Origin of the sequence: Brachybacterium subflavum (assembly GCF_009299795.1) — a bacterium.
GTDB lineage: Bacteria > Actinomycetota > Actinomycetes > Actinomycetales > Dermabacteraceae > Brachybacterium > Brachybacterium subflavum.
This window is the reverse complement of the sequence record NZ_VIGP01000003.1, coordinates 562406-580570: the sequence shown is the minus strand read 5'-3', so window position 1 is coordinate 580570 and position 18165 is coordinate 562406. Positions and strand designations below refer to the sequence as shown.

The window sequence follows — 18165 nt, the reverse complement described above, 5'->3', positions numbered from 1 at the left end:
GCCCCTATGGTCGCACCGTTTCGGCCCGTGGGTGCAGGGGTGGGGACGAATCCGTCCGGAGCGTCCGGCGTCCCCGGGACCGATCGCGCACGGCGGGATCACTCGTGGCGGGATCACTCGTGGAGGAACGCCTCGAGGGCTCCGTCAGCCGACGGCGGCGATCGGGACCGCGACCGGCGAGCCCGAGCCGTCGCGCCGACCGACGGGGCCAGGCAGGTCCACGGGCTGGCCGGCCTCCGAGCAGGCGCGGGCGGGGGAGTTGACTGCCCAGGCGCCGATCAGCGCGTCCTCGCCCCGCAGGAAGCGGTGGCAGCGCACGCCGCCGGTCGCACGGCCCTTGGCCGGGTACTCGGTGAAGGCGCTGACCTTCAGGGAACCCGTCTGGGTCATCGGCAGGGCGCCCGAGGTGCCGGAGATCGTCACGACCTCCGCCTCGCGGGTGACGTCGACCGCCCCGAAGGAGACCACGTGCGCGCCCTCGGCGAGCTTGATGCCGGCGACGCCGCCCGCGCCGCGTCCCTGCGGCCGCACGCCCGCGGCGGGGAAGTGCAGCAGGTGGGCGTCGGAGGTGATGAGGACCAGGTCGGTGTCGCCCGCCGCGGAGTCCTCGGGCAGGTCCACGACGCCCACGACCTCGTCGCGATCCTTGAGCGAGATGATCTCGAAGCCGTCGCCGCGCGGGAAGTCGAGCGTCACCCGCTTGACGACGCCCTGGCGCGTGCCGAGCGCGAGGCTGCCGCCGCGCTCGAGATCCGGGCCGGCCGCGCGCACGAGTCCGATCACCCTCTCGCCCTTCTCCAGGGTCAGCAGGTCGGAGAGCTTCGTGCCTCCCGCGAGGCTCGGCGGGCCCGCCGTCGGGGCGAGCGCGGGCAGCTCCACGACGCCCACGTGCAGCAGGCGTCCGAGGTTGGTCACCGCGCCCACCTGCGAGCGGGCGGTGGTGAGGACGTCGGCGACCACTGCGTCGTGCGAGGAGCGGCCGCCCTCGCGGACCACGTCCTCGGCGTCGCTCGTGCGGGCGATGAGCCCGCTGCCGGAGAGCAGCACGCGGCAGGGCTCGTCGGCGACCTCGAGCGGGGCGGCCTGCGAGGTCGCCTGCTGCGAGCCCGCCTCCAGGAGCACCGTGCGGCGCGGGGTCCCGTGCTCGGCGGCGACGTGCGCGAGCTCGTCCGAGACCACCTGTCGCAGCAGCTCCTCGGAGGCGAGGATCTCCTCGAGCCGCTCGATCTCGGCGCGCAGCTCGTCGCGCTCGGTCTCGAGCTCGATGCGGGAGAACTTCGTGAGGCGGCGCAGGCGCAGCTCGAGGATGTACTCGGCCTGCGCCTCGGAGAGGTCGAAGGCGGCCATCAGGGCGGTGCGGGCGCGCTCGCCGTCATCGGCCGCGCGGATGATCTGAATGACCTCGTCGATGTCGAGGATCGCGATGAGCAGACCCTCGACGAGGTGCAGGCGCTCCTTGCGCTTGCCCAGGCGGTGGGCGGTGCGGCGGCGCACCACGTCCAGCCGGTGCGCGATGAACACCTCGAGCAGCTGCTTGAGGCCGAGCGTGCGCGGCTGCCCCTCCACGAGCGTCACGTTGTTGATGCCGAAGGACTCCTCCATCGGCGTGAAGCGGTAGAGCTGCTGCAGCACCGCGTCCGGGTTGAAGCCGGACTTCACCGTGAGCTCGAGGCGCAGCCCGTGGCGGCGGTCGGTGAGATCCTGGTAGTTGCTGATGCCCTGGACCTTCTTCGACTGCACCGCGTCGCGCAGCTTCTCGGCGAAGCGCTCGGGCCCCACCTGGTAGGGCAGCTCGGTGACGATGATGCCCTTCTTGCGGCTGGTGATGTTCTCGACCTTGGTGGTCGCGCGCATCTTGAAGGAGCCGCGTCCAGTGCGATAGGCGTCGCGCACTCCGTCCAGGCCCACGATCCGCCCGCCCGTGGGCAGGTCCGGGCCGGGGACCAGGCGCATGAGGTCCTCGAGGTCGGCGTCGGGGTGGGTGATCAGGTGGCGGGCCGCCGCGACGACCTCCACCAGGTTGTGGGGCGCCATGTTCGTGGCCATGCCGACGGCGATCCCCGAAGCGCCGTTGACCAGCAGGTTCGGATACTGCGCAGGGAGCACGGAGGGCTGCAGCAGCTGGTTGTCGTAGTTCGGGATCATCTCGACGACGTTCTCGTCGAGCGAGGCCGTCATGAGCTGCGCAGCCTTCGCCATGCGCGCCTCGGTGTAGCGGGCGGCGGCCGGGCCGTTGTCGAGCGAGCCGAAGTTGCCGTGGCCGTCCACGAGCGGCATGCGCATCGAGAAGCTCTGCGCCATGCGCACCAGCGCGTCGTAGATCGCGCTGTCGCCATGGGGGTGGAGCTTGCCCATCACCTCGCCGACCACGCGCTGGCTCTTGACGTGCCCGCGATCGGGGCGCAGCCCCATGTCGTCCATCATGTACAGGATCCGGCGCTGGACGGGCTTCAGGCCGTCGCGGGCATCGGGCAGGGCGCGCGCGTAGATGACGGAGTACGCGTACTCGAGGTACGAGGTCTCCATCTCGCTGGTGACGTCGACATCGACGACGACGCCGTCGAGGTTCTCGTCCTCATCGCTGCCTGCGGTGCTGCTGCGTCGTGCCATGACGATCATCCTGCCGTATCCGTGCCCGGGAACCGGGCAGGCGGGGGCGGTGATGTCGCCGACGCCGCGGCCGCGGGCCCGCTCGCGCGGCCGGCGGGACCTCCCGCCGAGGACCGTCGGGACGATGGACCCGCACCCGGGGCGGCGGGCGCTCAGTATGATCGGGGCATGGGAGCACGACGCGACGCGGACTCCGGCGCGGGCGCCGGGGCGACCGCGGCCTCCGCCGCCTACCCCGCCCATTGGGAGGCGGACATCGCGCTCAGCGACGGCAGCGCCGCCCACCTGCGGCCCATCCTGCCGAGCGACGCCGACGCCCTCCAGCGCTTCCACACCGCGCAGTCCGAGCATTCCCGGTACCTGCGCTTCTTCGCCCCGATGCCGGAGCTCTCCCCGCGGGACCTCACGCGCTTCACGGTCGTGGACCACCGCGACCGCGTCGCCCTGATCGTGCTGATCGGCGAGGACATCGTGGCCGTCGGCCGCTTCGACCGCCTCGAGGGCACCCCCGAGGCCGAGGTCGCCTTCAACGTGGCCGATTCCCAGCAGGGCAAGGGTCTGGGATCCGTGCTCCTGGAGCACCTCGCCGCTGCCGCGCGCGAGCGCGGGGTCGCCACCTTCGTGGCGGACGTGCTCCCGCAGAACAGCCGGATGATCAACGTGTTCACCGACGCGGGCTTCGACGTGCGCCGCACCTACGACGACGGCGTGGTCGTCGTCGAGTTCAGCATCGACCCCACCGAGCGCTCCCGCGCCGTGATCGCCGAGCGCGAGCACCGTGCGGAGGCCCGCGCGATGGAGCGCATGCTGCACCCCGCCTCCCTCGCCGTGCTCGGGGTCTCCTCCCATCGCGACTCGATGGGCGGGAGGATCCTGCGGCACATCGAGCAGGCCGGCTACGACGGCGAGCTGCACGTGGTCGCCAGGGACGCCCTCGAGCTGCAGGGCCGCAGCACCTATTCCCGGATCGCCGACGTCCCCGGGTCCGTCGATCTCGCCGTCATCGCGCTCGCGCGCGCCGAGGACTGCATCGCCGCGGTCGAGGAGTGCGGGCGCGCCGGGGTGCGCGCCGTGCTGCTGCCCACCGAGGCGTTCGCCGAGACCACGGGGAGCGGGTCGGCCGACGGTCGCGGGGCCGATCCGTCGGGCGCGGGCGGGAGGCCCTCCCTGCAGCGCCGCCTGGTCGGCGCCGCGCGCCGCGAGGGCGTGCGCGTCCTGGGGCCCGGCTCCCTCGGGTTCCTGCGCACCGGGGACCACTCCCTGAACGCCTCCCTCGTCCCGCACCTCCCGCGCGCCGGAGGCGTCGCGCTCGCCGGCCAGTCCGGGGCGCTCTCGGCCATGCTGCTGGGCGGCGTCGAGTCCCGCGGCATCGGCGTGCACGAGTTCGTGTCCGTGGGCAACCGCGCAGACGTCTCCCTCAACGACACCCTCCAGCACTGGCAGGATGACGAGGACGTGCGCGTCATCGCGCTCTCGCTCGAGTCCATGGGCAACCCCCGCAAGTTCACACGCATCGCGCGGCGCATCACGCGGAAGAGGCCGCTCGTGGTGCTGCGCCCGCCGGGGACCACGACAGCGGCCCCTCCCGGGCACGACGTGCGCTCCTCCCAGCTGCCTCGACGGGCGCTGGACCAGGTCCTGCTCTCCGCCGGGGTCGTGCCCACCCTCAGCGTCGACCAGCTCACGGACGTCGTCGACGCCCTCGACCGCCAGGGCGTGCCGCCCGGCGACCGCGTCGGGCTGCTCGCGAACACGGCGGCGCTCGGGGAGTCGCTGCGGGGCGCGGCCGACGCGGCCGGGCTGCGCGTCGTGCGCGACGAGCGCCGCGCCCTGCTGAGCACGGACCCCCGCTTCGTCGAGCGCGCCTTCACCTCGCTCGCGGCACTCGGCGAGGTGGACGTGGTGGTCCTCGCCGTCCTCGACGCCCTGGGCGAGGATCTCTCCGCCTCCCTCGCGCAGATGGCGCGCACCGCCCGCGGGGCCGACGTGCGCCTGGTGGTGTGCGTGGTGACCGACCTCGACCGCTTCGAGTCCCTCGAGCGGGCCACCCGCGCCGATGACGAGATGCCGCCGCTGCACCCCACGCCGGTGCTCGCCGTGCGCGCGGCCGCGGGCATGCTCGCCGCCCGGCGCGGCGCCGTCGGCGGGGACGAGCCCGCCTCGCGCGAGGGCATCGACCGGGAGGCGGCCCGCCGCATCGTCCAGACGGAGATCTCCGCGCCCGGAGCCCCGGGGATGGCGCCGCGCGCGCTCGACCAGGAGCGCACCTCGGCCCTGCTCGAGACCTACGGCCTGCACCTGCTGCCCTCCCGAACCGTCGCCGATGCCGACGACGCCGTGCGCGCCGCCTCGGAGATCGGCTATCCCATCGCCCTCAAGAGCACCGACCCCGTGCTCAGCCACCGCAGCGACCTCGGCGGGGTGCGCCTGGACATCCCCGACGCCGTGCAGCTGCGCCACGCCTTCGCCGCCATGCGCCGCGACCTCGCCTTCTCGAGCGCCGACCTCGCCGTCCAGGCGATGGCGCCCCCCGGCATCCCGGTCGTGGTGCGCAGCGTGGAGGACCCGTCGCTGGGTCCCGTGCTCGCCTTCTCTCTGGCGGGGGACGCGACCGACCTGCTCGACGACGTCGCCTACGCGATCCCGCCGCTCGACGACGAATCGGTGACGCGGCTCATCGACGGCCCCGCGACCTCCGTGAAGCTCCGCGGCCACCTGGGACTGCCCGCCGCGGACCGCGCCCGGCTCGAGGACCTCGTGATCCGCGTGGGACTCATGGCGGAGGACCTGCCCGAGCTGCACTCCCTCGTGCTGCACCCCGTGGTCGTCGGCCGCGGAGGGTGCACGATCATCGGCGCCCGCGCCGAGGTCGCCCAGGCACCCAACCGCACCGACAGCCTGCGCCGCACCCTGAGCGGGCCCGCGAGCGCCTGAGTGCCCGGCCGGGCGTGCACGAGCGGTCACGGGCGCGGTCACGGACCGCGTGCACGCGTGGAAGGATGGACCCCATGTCCACGGCACTTCCCACGGATCTCCTCGGCGAGCTCGAGAGCGCCGGGTACTTCCCGCAGACCGCCGCCGCCTGCGTGCAGCGCGCCCTGCGCGCGGCGCCGGTGCGCGCCCACCTGGTGCGGCCCGAGACCACCTTCGACGGGCCCGAGGTGCGGCGCCACCTCACGGTCCTCGTGATCACCGACCGCCACCTGGTGGTCACCCACCTCGACGACGATCCGGCCGACGAGCTCAACCCCAGCCAGGTGGTCTCCACGACCGAACGCGTGCGCCTGGACCGCGTGCACACCACGGGCATGTCCCAGGTGTTCGACTCCGACGGCACGCGGGTGCGCGGCAGCGAGGCCGAGGTCACCCTCGCGGTCACCTGGGGCGGCAGTCGGCGCCTGGACGTCGAGCGCGCCTGGTGCGACGACCCCGAGTGCCAGGCGGAGCACGGCTGGAGCGGCACCCTCGCGCCCGCCGATCTCGCCCTGCGCGTGAGCGCGCTCGCCGACGGCCAGGACGCCGTCGACGCGGCCGTGCGCTTCCACGACCGCCTGCTGGACGCGATCGACGCCGCCGGATGACCCCGGCAGGCGACGCCTCCGCCTCCCGCCGCGGCGACCGGGCCCGGGCGACCCTCCCGTCGGCCCCCGACCTGCTGGCCGCCCCGTTCGCGGGCGGCGTCCGCCCGGGCCAGCTCGACATCGTCCCGCCCCTGCTCGCGCGGGACGACGGCGGGCGCGACCTCGTGGTCCTCGTGGACGGGATGGGCAGCGAGCTGCTCGAGGAGCACCTCGCTCTCACCCCGACCCTGCGCCGCCTGCGCGACGAGGTGCGCACCGTGCGCAGCGTCGCCCCGTCGACGACCGCGACCGCGATGACCTCCCTGATCACGGGCCTCGCACCGCTCGAGCACGGAGTCCTCGGGTACCTCACACGGGACCCGCGCAGCGGCCGGGCCGTCAATCAGCTCACGGGCGCCGCGGGCATCGATCCTGCGCAGTGGATGCCGTGCCCCGTGCCCGCCGAGAGGACACGGCGGCGCGCCCTCCAGGTCGCCCCCGCGAAGCACGCCGGCAGCCTGCTCACCGGGAGCGCCTTCCGCGGCTGGGAGTTCTTCGCGCAGGCCGAGCGCGGTGACCGGACAGGAGCGGCCCTCGCAGCCCTGCGTGCGGGCGGCGACGACGCGCTCGTGCATCTGCACGTGGACGACGTCGACCACGCCGGCCACAGGCACGGGGTGGACTCGGACGCCTGGCGCGACGCGCTGGTCGGCGCGGACTCCCTGATCGGGACGCTTCTGCGGCGCGCGCCCACGGGAACGCGCGTCCACGTGACCGCCGACCACGGCATGGTCGACACCGCCCCCGAGCGCACGATCGACCTCGCCCGCGTGCCCCAGGTGCGCCGCGGCCTCGCGATGGTCGCGGGGGAGCCGCGTGCGCTCGTGCTCTTCGCCCGTCGTCCCGAGGACGCCCCGGCCCTGGTCGAGGCGACGCGGGAGGCGGTGGGGGAGCACGCGGTCGTGCTCTCGCGCGAGGAGATGCTCGGTGCGGGGCTGCTGGGACCTGAGACGTCCCCCTCGATCCCCCCGCACCTCCTTGGCCGAGTGGGCGATGCGATCGTGCTGGCGCGCGGGCGATGGGTCGTCGACGACTCGCGTCGTCATGCATCCTCGCGCCGGCCGGAGACCGGCGTGCACGGCTCGCTCACCAGTGCCGAGTCCCTGGTGCCGCTGCTCACCGTGGAGGTGTGAGCGCACCTCGGAGCGACGGAGCCCGGGAACCGGGCCCGACGTCAGTCGTGCTTCGAGCCGAAGACGATCTCGTCCCAGCTGGGGATGCTCGAGCGCTTCGCCCGCGAGGACGAGGACTTCTTCTCGCCCTTGCCGGACCTCTTCGCCTCCTTGCCCCCGGAGCGCTGGCCCGTCACCTCGCCCTGGCGGCCGTCGCCGTCCTTCGGAGCCTGCGCGTCGCCGTCCTCCTCGGGGGAGTGGGCGACGTCGTCGAAGCCCGGAAGGGGCGTGAGGTCGACGGTGTCGTTCGCCGCAGGGGCGAAGCCGGAGCCGAGGTCCTTCCCGACGGAGCCCGAGGCCGCGGGCGGCTCGTCCTCCGCTCCGCGATCACCGGTGGCGACGGACTCCTCGAGCGTGCGCCCCGGGACCACGAGGGGCTCCGGCTCGGCGTCCGCGTCGCCCTCGGGGCCGCCTGTGACCTCGAGGTCCTCGTCATCGGCCGGGGCGCCGCCGTCGACGTCGTCCTCGTCGACGTCCTCCGGAAGGTCCTCACGGGGGGAGTTGGAGTATTCGCGCAGCGCGTCCTCGTCGGCCGAGCGGGTGCTGCGCTCCTCGTCCTCCTCGAGGGTGGACCAGGTCGGCTCATCGTCCAGGGAGGCAGGGACGGACCGCAGGCCGCGGCGGGCGTTGAGCGCGTCCAGGGCGTCCTCGTCGATGGCGTCGCCCCGCCCTCCGCGCGCGGAGGGGCCGGATGATGCTCCGGCGCCGGTCGCGCCGCGAGAGGGGTGGTCCTCGTGGGCAGGGGCCTGGCGGCCGAGGCTGCGCGGGGCGCTGCGACGAGGACGGGCGGAGGCGCCGTCGGCGTCGGACTCCTGGTCGTAGACGGAGCTCTTGAGCGAGGTGAGGCGCGCGCGACCCGCGACGGGCTGGTCGAGCGCGTCGTCGTCGAGGCTCAGCCAGCGCGCCTCGTCGTCCTCCGCGACCACGACCTGGCGGGTCATGTCGGCGATCCAGTGCGCCTCGCGATCCCGGCCGCCGGAGCGGAAGACCAGCTCGAGGTTCCAGGTGCCGTCCGGCAGGCGCCAGGCGTCCCAGCGCAGGCCCTCGAGGGCCTGCCGGGCTGCGAGCCTCTCGGTGACGATGTCGTCGAGGACCGGGCCGCCGGAGCGGTCGACCTTGAAGGTGCGGGCGCGCTCGGCGGTGAAGCCGCGCTCGGCGAGGACGGGCCCCTCGTAGCGGCGCACGTGCTCCACGTCGATCGAGGCCATCTCCGAGATCTCGTCGGCCGTGCGGCCTCCGCGCAGCAGCGCCTGGATCTCGCGCGGGCGCAGCGCAGTCGCCTCCGAGGACTGGATCAGTCCCAGGGCCGGTCGGTCGCGGCGCACGGCCGCGCGCAGCGCCTCGTCGATCCTCAGCGTGTACTGCTCGCCGTCGAGATCGCGCAGGACGATGTGCTCGCCGTCGTCATGGATCCCGTCGAGCTCGAGCTCTCGCATCGTGGTCCTCTCCCGTCGCAGCATGGTCCGCGACGTGATCAGATCATAGATCGCGCCCGCCCCGCGACCTCGGCGGACGCGCCCGTCGGACCCGTTCGGATCCTCCGTGTTGTGATATGGCACCCGCTCTGCAATAATCGCGCCGCATCCGGCGTGGACAACACCGAGGGGCACGCCGGGGGAGCTGACAGCCATGCAGGCCAGACACTCCTTTTGTGCCCGGACTCCCGACTCTTCTCCTGATCGAGGTATTGACTTCCGATGGCCACTGATTACGACGCACCGCGCAAGAACGACGACGAGTCCTCCGAGGACTCGATCGAGGAGCTGAAGGGCCGCCGGAACGAGGCCGCGACTCCCGCGGTCGACGAGGACGAGGCCGAGGTCGCCGACGGCTACGAGCTCCCGGGGGCCGACCTCTCCGGCGAGGAGCTGTCGGTGCGTGTGCTCCCGCGCCAGGCGGACGAGTTCACCTGCGGGAGCTGCTTCCTGGTGAAGCACCGCAGCCAGATCGACCATGTCGAGGGCACGGTCATCATCTGCAAGGAATGCGCCTGAGGGGACGCATCCCGCGCCCTGCGGCGCCGGCGCGCATGAGAACGGGGTGGCACACCATGCGGTGTGCCACCCCGTTCCTCGTCCCGTCGTGATCACGGGACCGATCGGAGGACCGGGCCCGCAGTCGGGGTCGGGAGCGCCGCCTGTCAGGAGCGCTGGGAGCGCGCGCTGCGCAGCGCCAGGGCGAGATCCTCGGGCCGACGCGTGGAGAGGACCCACGCCGGGGTGGGATCCGCCTCGTCGAGCACGGGCACGCGCACGCCCGTGTGCACCCACCCGCGCGTGAGATGGAAGGCGAGCGGCTCGAAGCCCACGGACATCGCGACGGACCAGCCGTCCTTGTCGAGGACCTCGGGCTCGCCCAGCAGGTCCGCCGGGATCCTCGCGCGGCCCGCCCTGAGCGTGCCGTCCGAGACCTCGAGGACCGGGCTCGCCATCGCGAGCATCACGCACACGCCCACCACGCCGATGATCCCCACGGCCAGCGACAGCGCGTGGGACAGCGGCACCAGGATGACTCCCAGGACGCTGCCGAACGCGATCCCCACCAGCCAGACGCCGATGCTGGGCAGGAGCCTCTCGCGATGCAGGGCAGCGGCATCGGAGAGCGCGCGGGGACGGGCGGAATCGGCGGAGGCGTCGGGCATGCGCCAATCGTCTCACGCGCACCGGAGAGCATTCTGCGGCCCCCGGGTGCGCCTAGTCTGGAGTCATGACCATCGACGAACAGCCCGCGGCCGAGCCCGGGGGAGCGCCCCGCATGCCGGTCGTGCTCGCGGAGGAGGCCGTGCTCCCCTACCGCGCGCATGCGCACGATGCCGGCTTCGACCTCATCAGCTCCGAGGACCTCGTGATCCCCGCCCTGGGCAGGGCCCTGGTGGGGACGGGTGTGAGCCTCGCCCTGCCGGAGGGGACCGTGGGCCTGGTGTGCCCGCGTTCCGGGCTCGCCGTCCGCCATGGCGTGACGGTCCTCAACGGACCCGGCGTCGTGGACGCCGGCTACCGCGGCGAGGTCAGGGTGCCCCTGGTGAACCTCGATGGCGAGCAGGAGTTCGTGGTCCGCCGCGGGGACCGCATCGCGCAGCTCGTGGTGGTGCCCTTCGTCGCCCCGCGCCTCGAGGTGGTCGCCGACCTCGAGGAGAGCGAACGCGCCGACCGCGGCTTCGGCTCGAGCGGCGGCCTGCAGGGCGCCGGGGATCCGGGCGCGACCGTGATCTCGACCGAGGGAGCCGCCGCGACCGCGGCCGGCGCCGACGGGAAGGAGTGAGCATGGGACTGTTCTCCCGCAAGGACAAGGACGCAGGCAGGGGCGAGGACCCGGGCAGGGAAGGGGCCGAGGACACGGACGCCGAGGCCACCGCCGAGCACGCGCGGTCGACGGACGCGAAGGACGACGCATCGGCGTCGACGACGTCCGACGAGGGCGCGAGCGATCCCGAGCAGGCGACCTCGGAGGCCCAGGAGCCCGCCGCCGCGGACGAGGCGCTCGGCGGCGACCACCTCGAGGACGGCCCCTTCGACGCGGCCGATGCCCCCGAGGAGGACCGCATCGACCTGGGCGGACTCCTCGTGCCCATGGTCGAGGGCATGGAGCTGCGCATGGAGATGGACCAGCGCACCCGAGCCGTCACCGGCGCGAACCTCGTCATCGAGGGGTCCTCGCTGCAGGTCCAGGCTTTCGCGGCCCCGAAGTCGCGCGCGCTGTGGGACGAGGTGCGCACCTCGCTGCGCGGCTCCGTCGTCGAGCAGGGCGGCACCGCGGAGACCCGGCCGGGCCCCTTCGGCACCGAGCTCATCGCGCGCCTGCCCGTCAAGCGGTCCGACGGCCGCGTGGGATACCGGCCCGCGCGCTTCATCGGGGTCGACGGCCCGCGCTGGCTGCTGCGGGCGATCCTCTCCGGCCCGGCCCTCGGCGACGCCGAGGCCTCGCGCGGCTTCGAGACCCTGATCTCTCGCATCGTGGTGGTGCGGGGCGGCGATGCCATGGCTCCCCAGGAGCTCATCCCGCTGAACCTCCCCGGCCAGCGACCCGGTCTGGTCCCCGCCGAGGACACCGCGCTGAACCCGCTCGAGCGCGGGCCCGAGATCACGGAGATCGGCTGAGGGGGCCCGATGAGGACCAGGGAAGCCAGGGAAGCCAGGGGAGCACGGAACCAGGATCCGCGTGCCGCGGAGGCGCCGCCCCGCGCGGGAGAGCGCCACGGCCGCGCCGAGCAGCTCGCCGAGCGGCTGCGCGGCCACTTCGTGGACAGCGAGGTGCTCGACGCCCGTGAGGCGGGCCGGCGCGCCCGGGAGGACGGCTTCGACTGCGCACAGGACATCGAGCGCCGACGGGAGGTCCGCGTCACCGGTTTCGTGAGCTCGATGGTGATCCCGCCGACGAGCGCCCCGCAGTCCTTCGAGATCGACGTGTTCGACGGCACCGGCACCGTCACGGCGATCTGGCTCGGCCAGTCGCGGATCCCCGGCGTCGGACCCGGCACCCGTCTCGTCCTCGAGGGCGTGGCCGCCCGCCGCGGCCACCACAAGGTCATGTACAACCCGCGCTACGAGATCACCGGCCTGCCGGGCGAGGAGGAGGACGCGTGAGCTCTGCACAGCGACCGGAGGAGAGGGCCGCTCAGCGCGCCGAGGACGCGACCGCTGGGCGGCCGGGCCATGCCGCGCCGCGCTCGGGAATGGGCGCTGTCCTCGCGGGCGAGGAGTTCTCCGTCGGCGACGCCCTCGGCGGCCCGCGCGGGATCCTCGAATCCGTCCTGCCCACGGCGCTGTTCGTGGTGCTGTTCGTGATCACCCGGTCGATCCCGATCGCGGGCGGGGCGGCCGTGGCCGTCGTCCTGGTCGCGCTCGTGGTGCGGCTCGTGCAGCGTCAGAACCCCTCGCAGGTGCTCGGCGGGCTGATCGGGGTGGCCGTCGGCGCGATCTGGGCACTGCGCTCGGGACAGGGCACCGACTTCTACGTGCCCGGGCTGATCACGAACGCGGTGGCCGCCGCCGTGCTCGTGGTCTCTATCCTGGCGCGCCACCCGCTGGTCGGCGTCGTCGTCGGCCTCCTGGACCCGCGCGTCGCCGCCTGGCGCGGATCGCCCCTCGCCCGACGCGCCTACACGCAGGCGACCTGGTTGTTCGTCGGCCTCTACGTGCTCAAGCTCGCCGTGCAGCTCCCGCTCTATCTGAGCGGGCAGGTCGCCGCGCTCGGCGTCGCGAAGCTCGTCATGGGGCTGCCGCTGTTCGCGCTCGTGGTGTGGCTGGTGTGGATGCTGCACCGCTCGGTGCGCTCCCGCCTCGAGGCGGAGGCGGAGAGCGCGCCGGACACGATGGTCTGAGCCCTCGCTCAGCGCTCCTCGGGGCGCACGCCGGGCATCTCCTCGGTGCGGATGCTCGGCAGCTCCTCGGGATCCTGCGGCGCGCTCGGCGGGGCCAGCAGCTCCTCGAGGGCCTGCAGGTGCTCCGACTCGGCGAGGAACATCAGCTCGTCGTGCGCCTCGAGCGCATCATGGGCCGACGGGGCGATCGGCTGCCCGTCGCGGATGATGCCCACCAGCACGCACGAGGCGGGCCATCGCATCGAGCCCACCAGGCGCCCGACGATCGGGCTGCGGCGGGGGATCGTGATCTCGACCATGTCGGTGCGCGAGCCGGAGAAGCTGAAGATCTTCACGATCCGTCCCACGCTGACGGCCTCCTCGACGAGGGCCGTCATCGTGCGCGGCGTGGAGACCGCCACGTCCACGCCCCACATGTCCCCGAACATCCACTCGTTCGAGGGGTGGGAGACGCGCGCGACGGTGCGCGGGACCAGGAACTCCGTCTTCGAGAGCATCGAGGCGACGAGGTTCACCTTGTCGTCGCCCGTCGCGGCGACGACCACGTCGGCCGAGGCGACGTCGGCCTCCGAGAGCACGGCGAGCTCGGCCGCATCCCCCTCCACCCACTGCACGCCGGTGACCGAGGCGCGCTTCTCGGGCGAGACGAAGCGGTCCACGAGGGTGACCGAGCGGCCCTTGGTCAGCAGCTCGCGGGCGATCGAGCGGCCCACGCTGCCGGCCCCGATGATGACGACCCTCATCGCGCCTCCTCCGTGCCGTTGCTGCCGGCGCCCCCTGGGGTGCCGTCCACGGCGCTGCCGCGCGCATGGGCGAGGGTGCTCTCGATCTCCGGCAGGCGCGGGGTCGGCACCATCAGGTGCAGCACGTCGCCCTCCTGCAGCCGGGTCCCGGGGCCGGGGAGCACGCCCTCGCCGAGACGGGTGAGCAGCGCCACGCGGGCGCCGGTCTCCTGCTCGATCTTCGCCAGCGGCGCGGCCATCCACGACTCGTCGGGCACCACGGCGATCATCGTGACCTTCCCGGAGATGTCCTGGTATTCGCGGCTCGCGGCGCCCGGGATCAGTCGGCCCAGCATCTGGGCGCTCGTCCAGCGCACGGTCGCCACGGTCGCGACGCCCAGGCGCTCGTAGACCTCGGCCCGGCGGGGATCGTAGATGCGGGCGACGACGTTGCGCAGCCCGTACTCCTCGCGCACCACCCGTGCGGCGATGATGTTGGAGTTGTCGCCGCTGGAGACGGCGGCGAAGCCCGCGGCGGAGCGGATCTCGGCCTCCTCGAGGGTCTCGCGGTCGAATCCGATGCCGGTCACGCAGCGCCCGGGGAAGTCCCGCCCCAGACGCTGGAAGGCCACGGGATCGCGATCGATCACCGTGACCTCGTGCCCGATGCGGAGGGTCTTGTGGGCGAGCATCGCCCCCACGCGTCCGCAGCCCATGATCACGAAGTGCACAGGGCCACGATAGTCCGCGCACATCCTCGGCGCGCAGACGAACGCTGCGTCGTCGGCGAGGGAGCGATGTGCTTCGACGAGCCGAGGAGAAGGCGCGCTGTGTCGGCGCGAACCCCGCGCGTCACGCCGATGTCCGCTCGGAGCGCGGCTCGCGCAGTGCGTCCACAATCCCGTCACCGGGAGTGGACGTGGGCAGGAGCCGATCCGCGAGCGAGCGGGCCGTCGTCGTCAGTTCCTCGATCTGCATCCCTGTGCGCCCCATGAAGGTCAGGCCCTGCTGAGCGGCCAGGAGCGCCCGGGCGAGTTCTACCGGGGCACCGGAGCTGCTCAGGTCGCCTTCGACCCGGGCCCGTGCCACGCCCTCGGACAGCACATCGGTGAGCCCTTCGTAGGTGCGCCGCGCCAAGGCGAGGACGGCAGGATCGGCGAAGGCGAGTTCGGTGGTGCTGTTGGCCAGGAGGCATCCGCGTCGGGCGGAGCGGCACGTGGGGTTGCCGGCCACCGGCGTCATCACGAACGCGCGCAGTGCGTTGACCGCTCGCGGCGCCGCACCGATGGACCTGCGCACCGCGAGGACGAGCGAATCGGCGTAGCGGCCCAGAACCCGCAGGAAGAGCTCGTGCTTGTCCCCGAAGGCGGCGTAGAGACTGCCCTTTCCCAGGCCGCTGACCCGCATGAGGTCCTGCAGCGAGGTCGCCGCGTACCCGGCGTCCCAGAACTGCTCGCAGACGGCGTGCAGCACCGCGTCCTCGTCGAATTGTCGTGGTCTCGCCATGTGCCGCACCCTAATCGTTCTTGACCGTCCGGTCCAGCACCCATATGGTGGACCGAGCGGTCAAGAACGCTTGGTGCATCCTCGTGGCGCCGACGTCCTCGGCCGCTGGGACATCTCACCGACACCACAGGAGAGGACGACCGCCATGGGTCAGCTCGCAGGCAAGACAGCCCTGATCACCGGAGGCAGCACGGGTATCGGGCTCGCAGCTGCACAGCGCTTCATCGCCGAGGGGGCGCGTGTTTACGTCACCGGACGCCGAGAGGAGGCGCTCGAGGCCGCCGCTGGCGCATTGGGGGACCGCGCGATCACCATCCGGAGCGACGTCTCCGATCTGGACGACCTCGACGCGCTGTTCGCACGCATCGGCGCCGAAGGGGATCGCCTCGACATCGTGTTCGCCAATGCCGGCGGAGGAGAGACGGACCAGCCTCTCGAGTCCCTCACACCGGAGGCCTTCGACCGCGCCTTCGAGGTCAACGTGCGGGGCACCGTCTTCACGGTGCAGCGGGCGCTCCCGCTGCTGAGCGACGGGGCGAGCATCGTGCTCACCGGCTCCAGCTCGGCGCGCCGCGGCACGGTCGGGTTCGGCGTCTACTCCGCCACGAAGGCGGCGATCCGCCAGTTCGGTCGGGTATGGGCCGCTGAGCTCGCGTCCCGCGGAATGCGCGTGAACACGGTGGTGCCCGGCCCCACCGACACCCCGGGGCTCCGCGGCCTCGCCGAGGACGCGGAGCAGGCGGACGCATTGGTCGGACAGTTGGCCGGCGGTACGGTTCTGGGGCGAGCCGCCGATCCGGCGGAGATCGCCGACGCCGTGCTGTTCCTCGCCTCGGATCAGTCCAGCTTTGTCACGGGAAGTGAGCTGTTCGTCGACGGCGGCGAGGTCCAGGTGTACCCCTGACAGGGGAGTCTGCGGCCCGGGGGCGACGTGAAGGGGCACGTGGAAGGGGCACGTAGAATGGCCGTCGTGCCTGGCCCCTCCGGCGCGTTCAAGCGCCTCGTCCTCGGGCGCGCCTTCGCGACGGATCGACTGTCCCGGGAGCGCCTGCCCAAGCGGCTCGCGCTTCCGACCTTCTCCTCGGACGCGCTGAGCTCCGTCGCCTATGCCCCCGACCAGATCCTGCTGACCCTCGCCCTGGCCGGCGTCACCGGCTACGTCATCAGCTGGTGGGTCGCCGTCGCCGTCGTGCTGCTGATGGCCGTCGTGGTCCTCACCGGACTCAACACGGTGCGCGAGTATCCCGGCGGTGGCGGCGACTACGAGGTCGTGCGCACGAATCTCAACAGGGGAGCGGGACGGCTGGTCGGCTCCGCGCTGCTCGTCGACTACGCGCTCACCGTCGCGGTCTCCGTCGCCCAGGCGGCCAACTACACCTCGGGCATCCTGCCCTTCCTGCACGGCCACGAGATGTGGGTCGCACTCGTCCTCATCGCCCTCATCGCGCTCGTGAACCTGCGCGGGGTGCGCCAGTCCAGCGCGCTGCTCGCGATCCCGGTCTACCTGTTCATCGCCGCGATCGGCCTGATGGTCGTCCTCGGCGCGGTCGAGTCGTTCACCGGCGGCATCGGGCGCGCACCGAGCGCTGACCTCGATCTGGTCGCCGAGCCCGGCTACGCGCAGGGGCTCACGGCCCTCGGCGGCGCACTCCTCGTTCTGCGCGCCTTCTCGAGCGGCAGCGCCGCGCTCACCGGCGTCGAGGCGATCGGCAACGGCGTGCCGTCCTTCCGACCGCCCAAGGCGCGCAACGCCGGGATCGTGCTGCTCGCGCTCGGCGCGATCTCCTCAGCGATGATCCTGGGGATCATCGCGCTGGCCGCCCGCACGGGCGTGCGCTACGTCGAGGACCCCTCGAGCGAGCTGGTGCGGGACGGCGCACCGATCCCCGACTACCAGCAGCTGCCGGTGATCGGGCAGATCGCCCAGGCGCTCTCCGGCCCGGGGTCCCTGCTCTTCTACGCGGTGACCGCCGTGACCGGCATCGTCCTGTTCATCGCCGCGAACACCGCCTTCAACGGCTTCCCCAACCTCGCGAGCGTGCTCGCCGCGGCCGGCAGCTTCCCCAAGCAGATGCGCGTGCGCGGAGACCGCCTGGCCTACTCCAACGGCATCATCCTGCTCGCGGTCGCCGCCGGGCTCCTGGTGTGGTGGACCGGTGCCCGCGTGAGCGTGCTCATCCAGATGTACATCGTGGGCGTGTTCGTCTCCTTCAGCCTGGGTCAGCTGGGGATGGTCCGCCACTTCACGCGCGCCATCCGCCTCGAGATCCGCGGCGGCATGCGCCGCACCCTGCGGCTGCGCCGCGTCGTCAACGTCATCGGCTTCGTCGTCGTCACCGCCGTGCTCCTCATCGTGGTCACCACGAAGTTCACGCACGGCGCCTGGGCGGCGGTCGTGATCATGGGCGCGCTGTGGGTGCTCATGAGCCTGATCGAGCGCCACTACGCCTCCGTGCGCGCGCAGCTCGCGATCCCCGCGCTCGCCGACGACGGGGCCGCCGACGACGGGGCCGACGTCGAAGGGGCCGAGGACGAGAGCGCGGACGCGGACGGCGCGGACCGGTCCGACGCCGTGGCGGGAGGCGCCGCCGACACCGTCCCGTCGGCTGCGGGGGAGGGGACGCTCATCGGTCCCCGCCTGCCCGGCCAGGGTGTGGACGACCCGACCGCCCTGCCCTCCCGCTCGCATGCGATCGTGCTGGTCTCGGGACTGGACCGGCCCACGATGCGCGCGCTGTCGGTCGCCTCCGCCGCGCGGCACTCGACCCTCGAGGCCGTCGCCGTGCACGACGAGGACGCCGATGCGCGCCGCGCCGTCGAGCGCTGGCGCTCCCTGGGGATCCAGGTGCCCCTGCGCGTGCTCTACTCTCCCTACCGGGACGTCAACGGTCCGGTCCTCGCCCACGTGCGCAGTCTGCTGAGGCGCAACCCGCGCGACGTGGTGATCGTCTACCTCCCTCTGTTCCTGGTGGGACACTGGTGGCTCTCGCCCCTGCACAACCACTCCGTGCGCCGTCTCGGCGACCGTCTCGCGCACCTGCCGCGCGTGGTCGTCGCGAGCGTGCCGTGGCAGCTCGGGCGGGACGGCGGACCGGACCGCCCGCAGCAGACCGATATCTTGGCGAGCGCGGGCACGGCCACCGCACAGGACCATCGCCGCGCCCGCCGGGCGCGCGAGGAGGCGAGGAGCGCACGGCTCCTGGGAAGGTGAGGAC

Annotated in this window: 16 protein-coding genes; 10 read left to right on the top strand and 6 right to left on the bottom strand. The window is 73.1% G+C overall.

What is annotated here, in order from left to right:
• Positions 1-144: 144 nt before the first annotated feature.
• Entirely contained in the window at positions 145-2610 is a 2466-nt protein-coding gene (locus FHG10_RS09700) for a DNA gyrase/topoisomerase IV subunit A (protein ID WP_152353094.1), read from the bottom strand.
• A 168-nt stretch (positions 2611-2778) separates the two neighbouring features.
• On the opposite strand from FHG10_RS09700, the gene FHG10_RS09695 reads away from it, so the two are divergent.
• The 3 genes from FHG10_RS09695 (at position 2779) to FHG10_RS09685 (ending at position 7363) form a co-directional block, all read left to right on the top strand.
• A complete protein-coding gene (locus FHG10_RS09695; protein ID WP_152353093.1) occupies positions 2779-5544 on the top strand; it encodes a GNAT family N-acetyltransferase in 2766 nt (921 codons plus the stop codon).
• A 74-nt stretch (positions 5545-5618) separates the two neighbouring features.
• Complete coding sequence (locus FHG10_RS09690; RefSeq protein WP_152353092.1) at positions 5619-6191, top strand: DUF5998 family protein; 573 nt, start codon at positions 5619-5621, stop codon at positions 6189-6191.
• Positions 6188-7363 (top strand): alkaline phosphatase family protein, encoded by a 1176-nt coding sequence (locus FHG10_RS09685; RefSeq protein ID WP_152353091.1) that lies wholly within the window; start codon positions 6188-6190, stop codon positions 7361-7363. The genes FHG10_RS09690 and FHG10_RS09685 overlap by 4 nt, the downstream gene beginning before the upstream one ends.
• A gap of 41 nt (positions 7364-7404) precedes the next feature.
• Here the strand turns inward: FHG10_RS09685 and sepH are convergent, their stop codons facing one another.
• Positions 7405-8838 (bottom strand): septation protein SepH, encoded by a 1434-nt coding sequence (gene sepH, locus FHG10_RS09680; protein WP_152353090.1) that lies wholly within the window; start codon positions 8836-8838, stop codon positions 7405-7407.
• A gap of 261 nt (positions 8839-9099) precedes the next feature.
• On the opposite strand from sepH, the gene FHG10_RS09675 reads away from it, so the two are divergent.
• Positions 9100-9396 (top strand): DUF4193 domain-containing protein, encoded by a 297-nt coding sequence (locus FHG10_RS09675; protein WP_152353089.1) that lies wholly within the window; start codon positions 9100-9102, stop codon positions 9394-9396.
• A 146-nt stretch (positions 9397-9542) separates the two neighbouring features.
• Here FHG10_RS09675 and FHG10_RS09670 read toward each other — a convergent pair whose 3' ends face one another.
• Positions 9543-10043 (bottom strand): DUF3093 domain-containing protein, encoded by a 501-nt coding sequence (locus FHG10_RS09670; protein ID WP_152353088.1) that lies wholly within the window; start codon positions 10041-10043, stop codon positions 9543-9545.
• A gap of 65 nt (positions 10044-10108) precedes the next feature.
• On the opposite strand from FHG10_RS09670, the gene dut reads away from it, so the two are divergent.
• The 4 genes from dut to FHG10_RS09645 are packed head-to-tail and all read left to right on the top strand — an operon-like array spanning position 10109 to position 12722.
• Positions 10109-10663, top strand: a complete 555-nt coding sequence (gene dut / locus FHG10_RS09665; RefSeq protein WP_152353087.1) for a dUTP diphosphatase — start codon at positions 10109-10111, stop codon at positions 10661-10663.
• 2 nt (positions 10664-10665) lie between these two features.
• A complete protein-coding gene (locus FHG10_RS09660; RefSeq protein WP_152353086.1) occupies positions 10666-11499 on the top strand; it encodes a DUF3710 domain-containing protein in 834 nt (277 codons plus the stop codon).
• A 9-nt stretch (positions 11500-11508) separates the two neighbouring features.
• Positions 11509-11985, top strand: coding sequence for a single stranded DNA-binding domain-containing protein (locus tag FHG10_RS18225; RefSeq protein ID WP_227488156.1), 477 nt, complete (start codon positions 11509-11511; stop codon positions 11983-11985).
• Entirely contained in the window at positions 11982-12722 is a 741-nt protein-coding gene (locus FHG10_RS09645; RefSeq protein WP_227488155.1) for a DUF3159 domain-containing protein, read from the top strand. The genes FHG10_RS18225 and FHG10_RS09645 overlap by 4 nt, the downstream gene beginning before the upstream one ends.
• An 8-nt stretch (positions 12723-12730) precedes the next feature.
• On the opposite strand, the gene FHG10_RS09640 is transcribed toward FHG10_RS09645, so the two are convergent.
• From FHG10_RS09640 to FHG10_RS09630, 3 genes are all read right to left on the bottom strand, one after another.
• A complete protein-coding gene (locus FHG10_RS09640; RefSeq protein ID WP_152353085.1) occupies positions 12731-13465 on the bottom strand; it encodes a potassium channel family protein in 735 nt (244 codons plus the stop codon).
• The gene (locus FHG10_RS09635) at positions 13462-14175 is read right to left on the bottom strand and encodes a potassium channel family protein (RefSeq protein WP_152353084.1); all 714 of its coding nucleotides are present in this window, start codon (positions 14173-14175) and stop codon (positions 13462-13464) included. Before FHG10_RS09635 ends, FHG10_RS09640 begins: the two co-directional genes overlap by 4 nt.
• 121 nt (positions 14176-14296) lie before the next feature.
• Positions 14297-14950, bottom strand: a complete 654-nt coding sequence (locus FHG10_RS09630) for a TetR/AcrR family transcriptional regulator (protein ID WP_193636251.1) — start codon at positions 14948-14950, stop codon at positions 14297-14299.
• Between the two features lie 145 nt (positions 14951-15095).
• Here FHG10_RS09630 and FHG10_RS09625 point away from each other — a divergent pair, with 145 nt between their 5' ends.
• Both FHG10_RS09625 and FHG10_RS09620 read left to right on the top strand, forming a co-directional pair.
• On the top strand, positions 15096-15854 hold the full coding sequence (locus tag FHG10_RS09625) for an SDR family oxidoreductase (protein WP_152353083.1): 759 nt from the start codon (positions 15096-15098) through the stop codon (positions 15852-15854).
• Between the two features lie 66 nt (positions 15855-15920).
• Positions 15921-18161, top strand: a complete 2241-nt coding sequence (locus FHG10_RS09620; RefSeq protein WP_227488154.1) for an APC family permease — start codon at positions 15921-15923, stop codon at positions 18159-18161.
• The last annotated feature ends 4 nt before the right edge of the window (positions 18162-18165 follow it).

What these genes read in the sequence shown, in the direction of transcription:
- FHG10_RS09700 (WP_152353094.1), bottom strand. Translation starts at nt 2,610, where the DNA reads ATGGCACGACGCAGCAGCACCGCAGGCAGCGATGAGGACGAGAACCTC.
- FHG10_RS09695 (WP_152353093.1), top strand. Translation starts at nt 2,779, where the DNA reads ATGGGAGCACGACGCGACGCGGACTCCGGCGCGGGCGCCGGGGCGACC.
- FHG10_RS09690 (WP_152353092.1), top strand. Translation starts at nt 5,619, where the DNA reads ATGTCCACGGCACTTCCCACGGATCTCCTCGGCGAGCTCGAGAGCGCC.
- FHG10_RS09685 (WP_152353091.1), top strand. Translation starts at nt 6,188, where the DNA reads ATGACCCCGGCAGGCGACGCCTCCGCCTCCCGCCGCGGCGACCGGGCC.
- sepH (WP_152353090.1), bottom strand. Translation starts at nt 8,838, where the DNA reads ATGCGAGAGCTCGAGCTCGACGGGATCCATGACGACGGCGAGCACATC.
- FHG10_RS09675 (WP_152353089.1), top strand. Translation starts at nt 9,100, where the DNA reads ATGGCCACTGATTACGACGCACCGCGCAAGAACGACGACGAGTCCTCC.
- FHG10_RS09670 (WP_152353088.1), bottom strand. Translation starts at nt 10,043, where the DNA reads ATGCCCGACGCCTCCGCCGATTCCGCCCGTCCCCGCGCGCTCTCCGAT.
- dut (WP_152353087.1), top strand. Translation starts at nt 10,109, where the DNA reads ATGACCATCGACGAACAGCCCGCGGCCGAGCCCGGGGGAGCGCCCCGC.
- FHG10_RS09660 (WP_152353086.1), top strand. Translation starts at nt 10,666, where the DNA reads ATGGGACTGTTCTCCCGCAAGGACAAGGACGCAGGCAGGGGCGAGGAC.
- FHG10_RS18225 (WP_227488156.1), top strand. Translation starts at nt 11,509, where the DNA reads ATGAGGACCAGGGAAGCCAGGGAAGCCAGGGGAGCACGGAACCAGGAT.
- FHG10_RS09640 (WP_152353085.1), bottom strand. Translation starts at nt 13,465, where the DNA reads ATGAGGGTCGTCATCATCGGGGCCGGCAGCGTGGGCCGCTCGATCGCC.
- FHG10_RS09630 (WP_193636251.1), bottom strand. Translation starts at nt 14,950, where the DNA reads ATGGCGAGACCACGACAATTCGACGAGGACGCGGTGCTGCACGCCGTC.
- FHG10_RS09625 (WP_152353083.1), top strand. Translation starts at nt 15,096, where the DNA reads ATGGGTCAGCTCGCAGGCAAGACAGCCCTGATCACCGGAGGCAGCACG.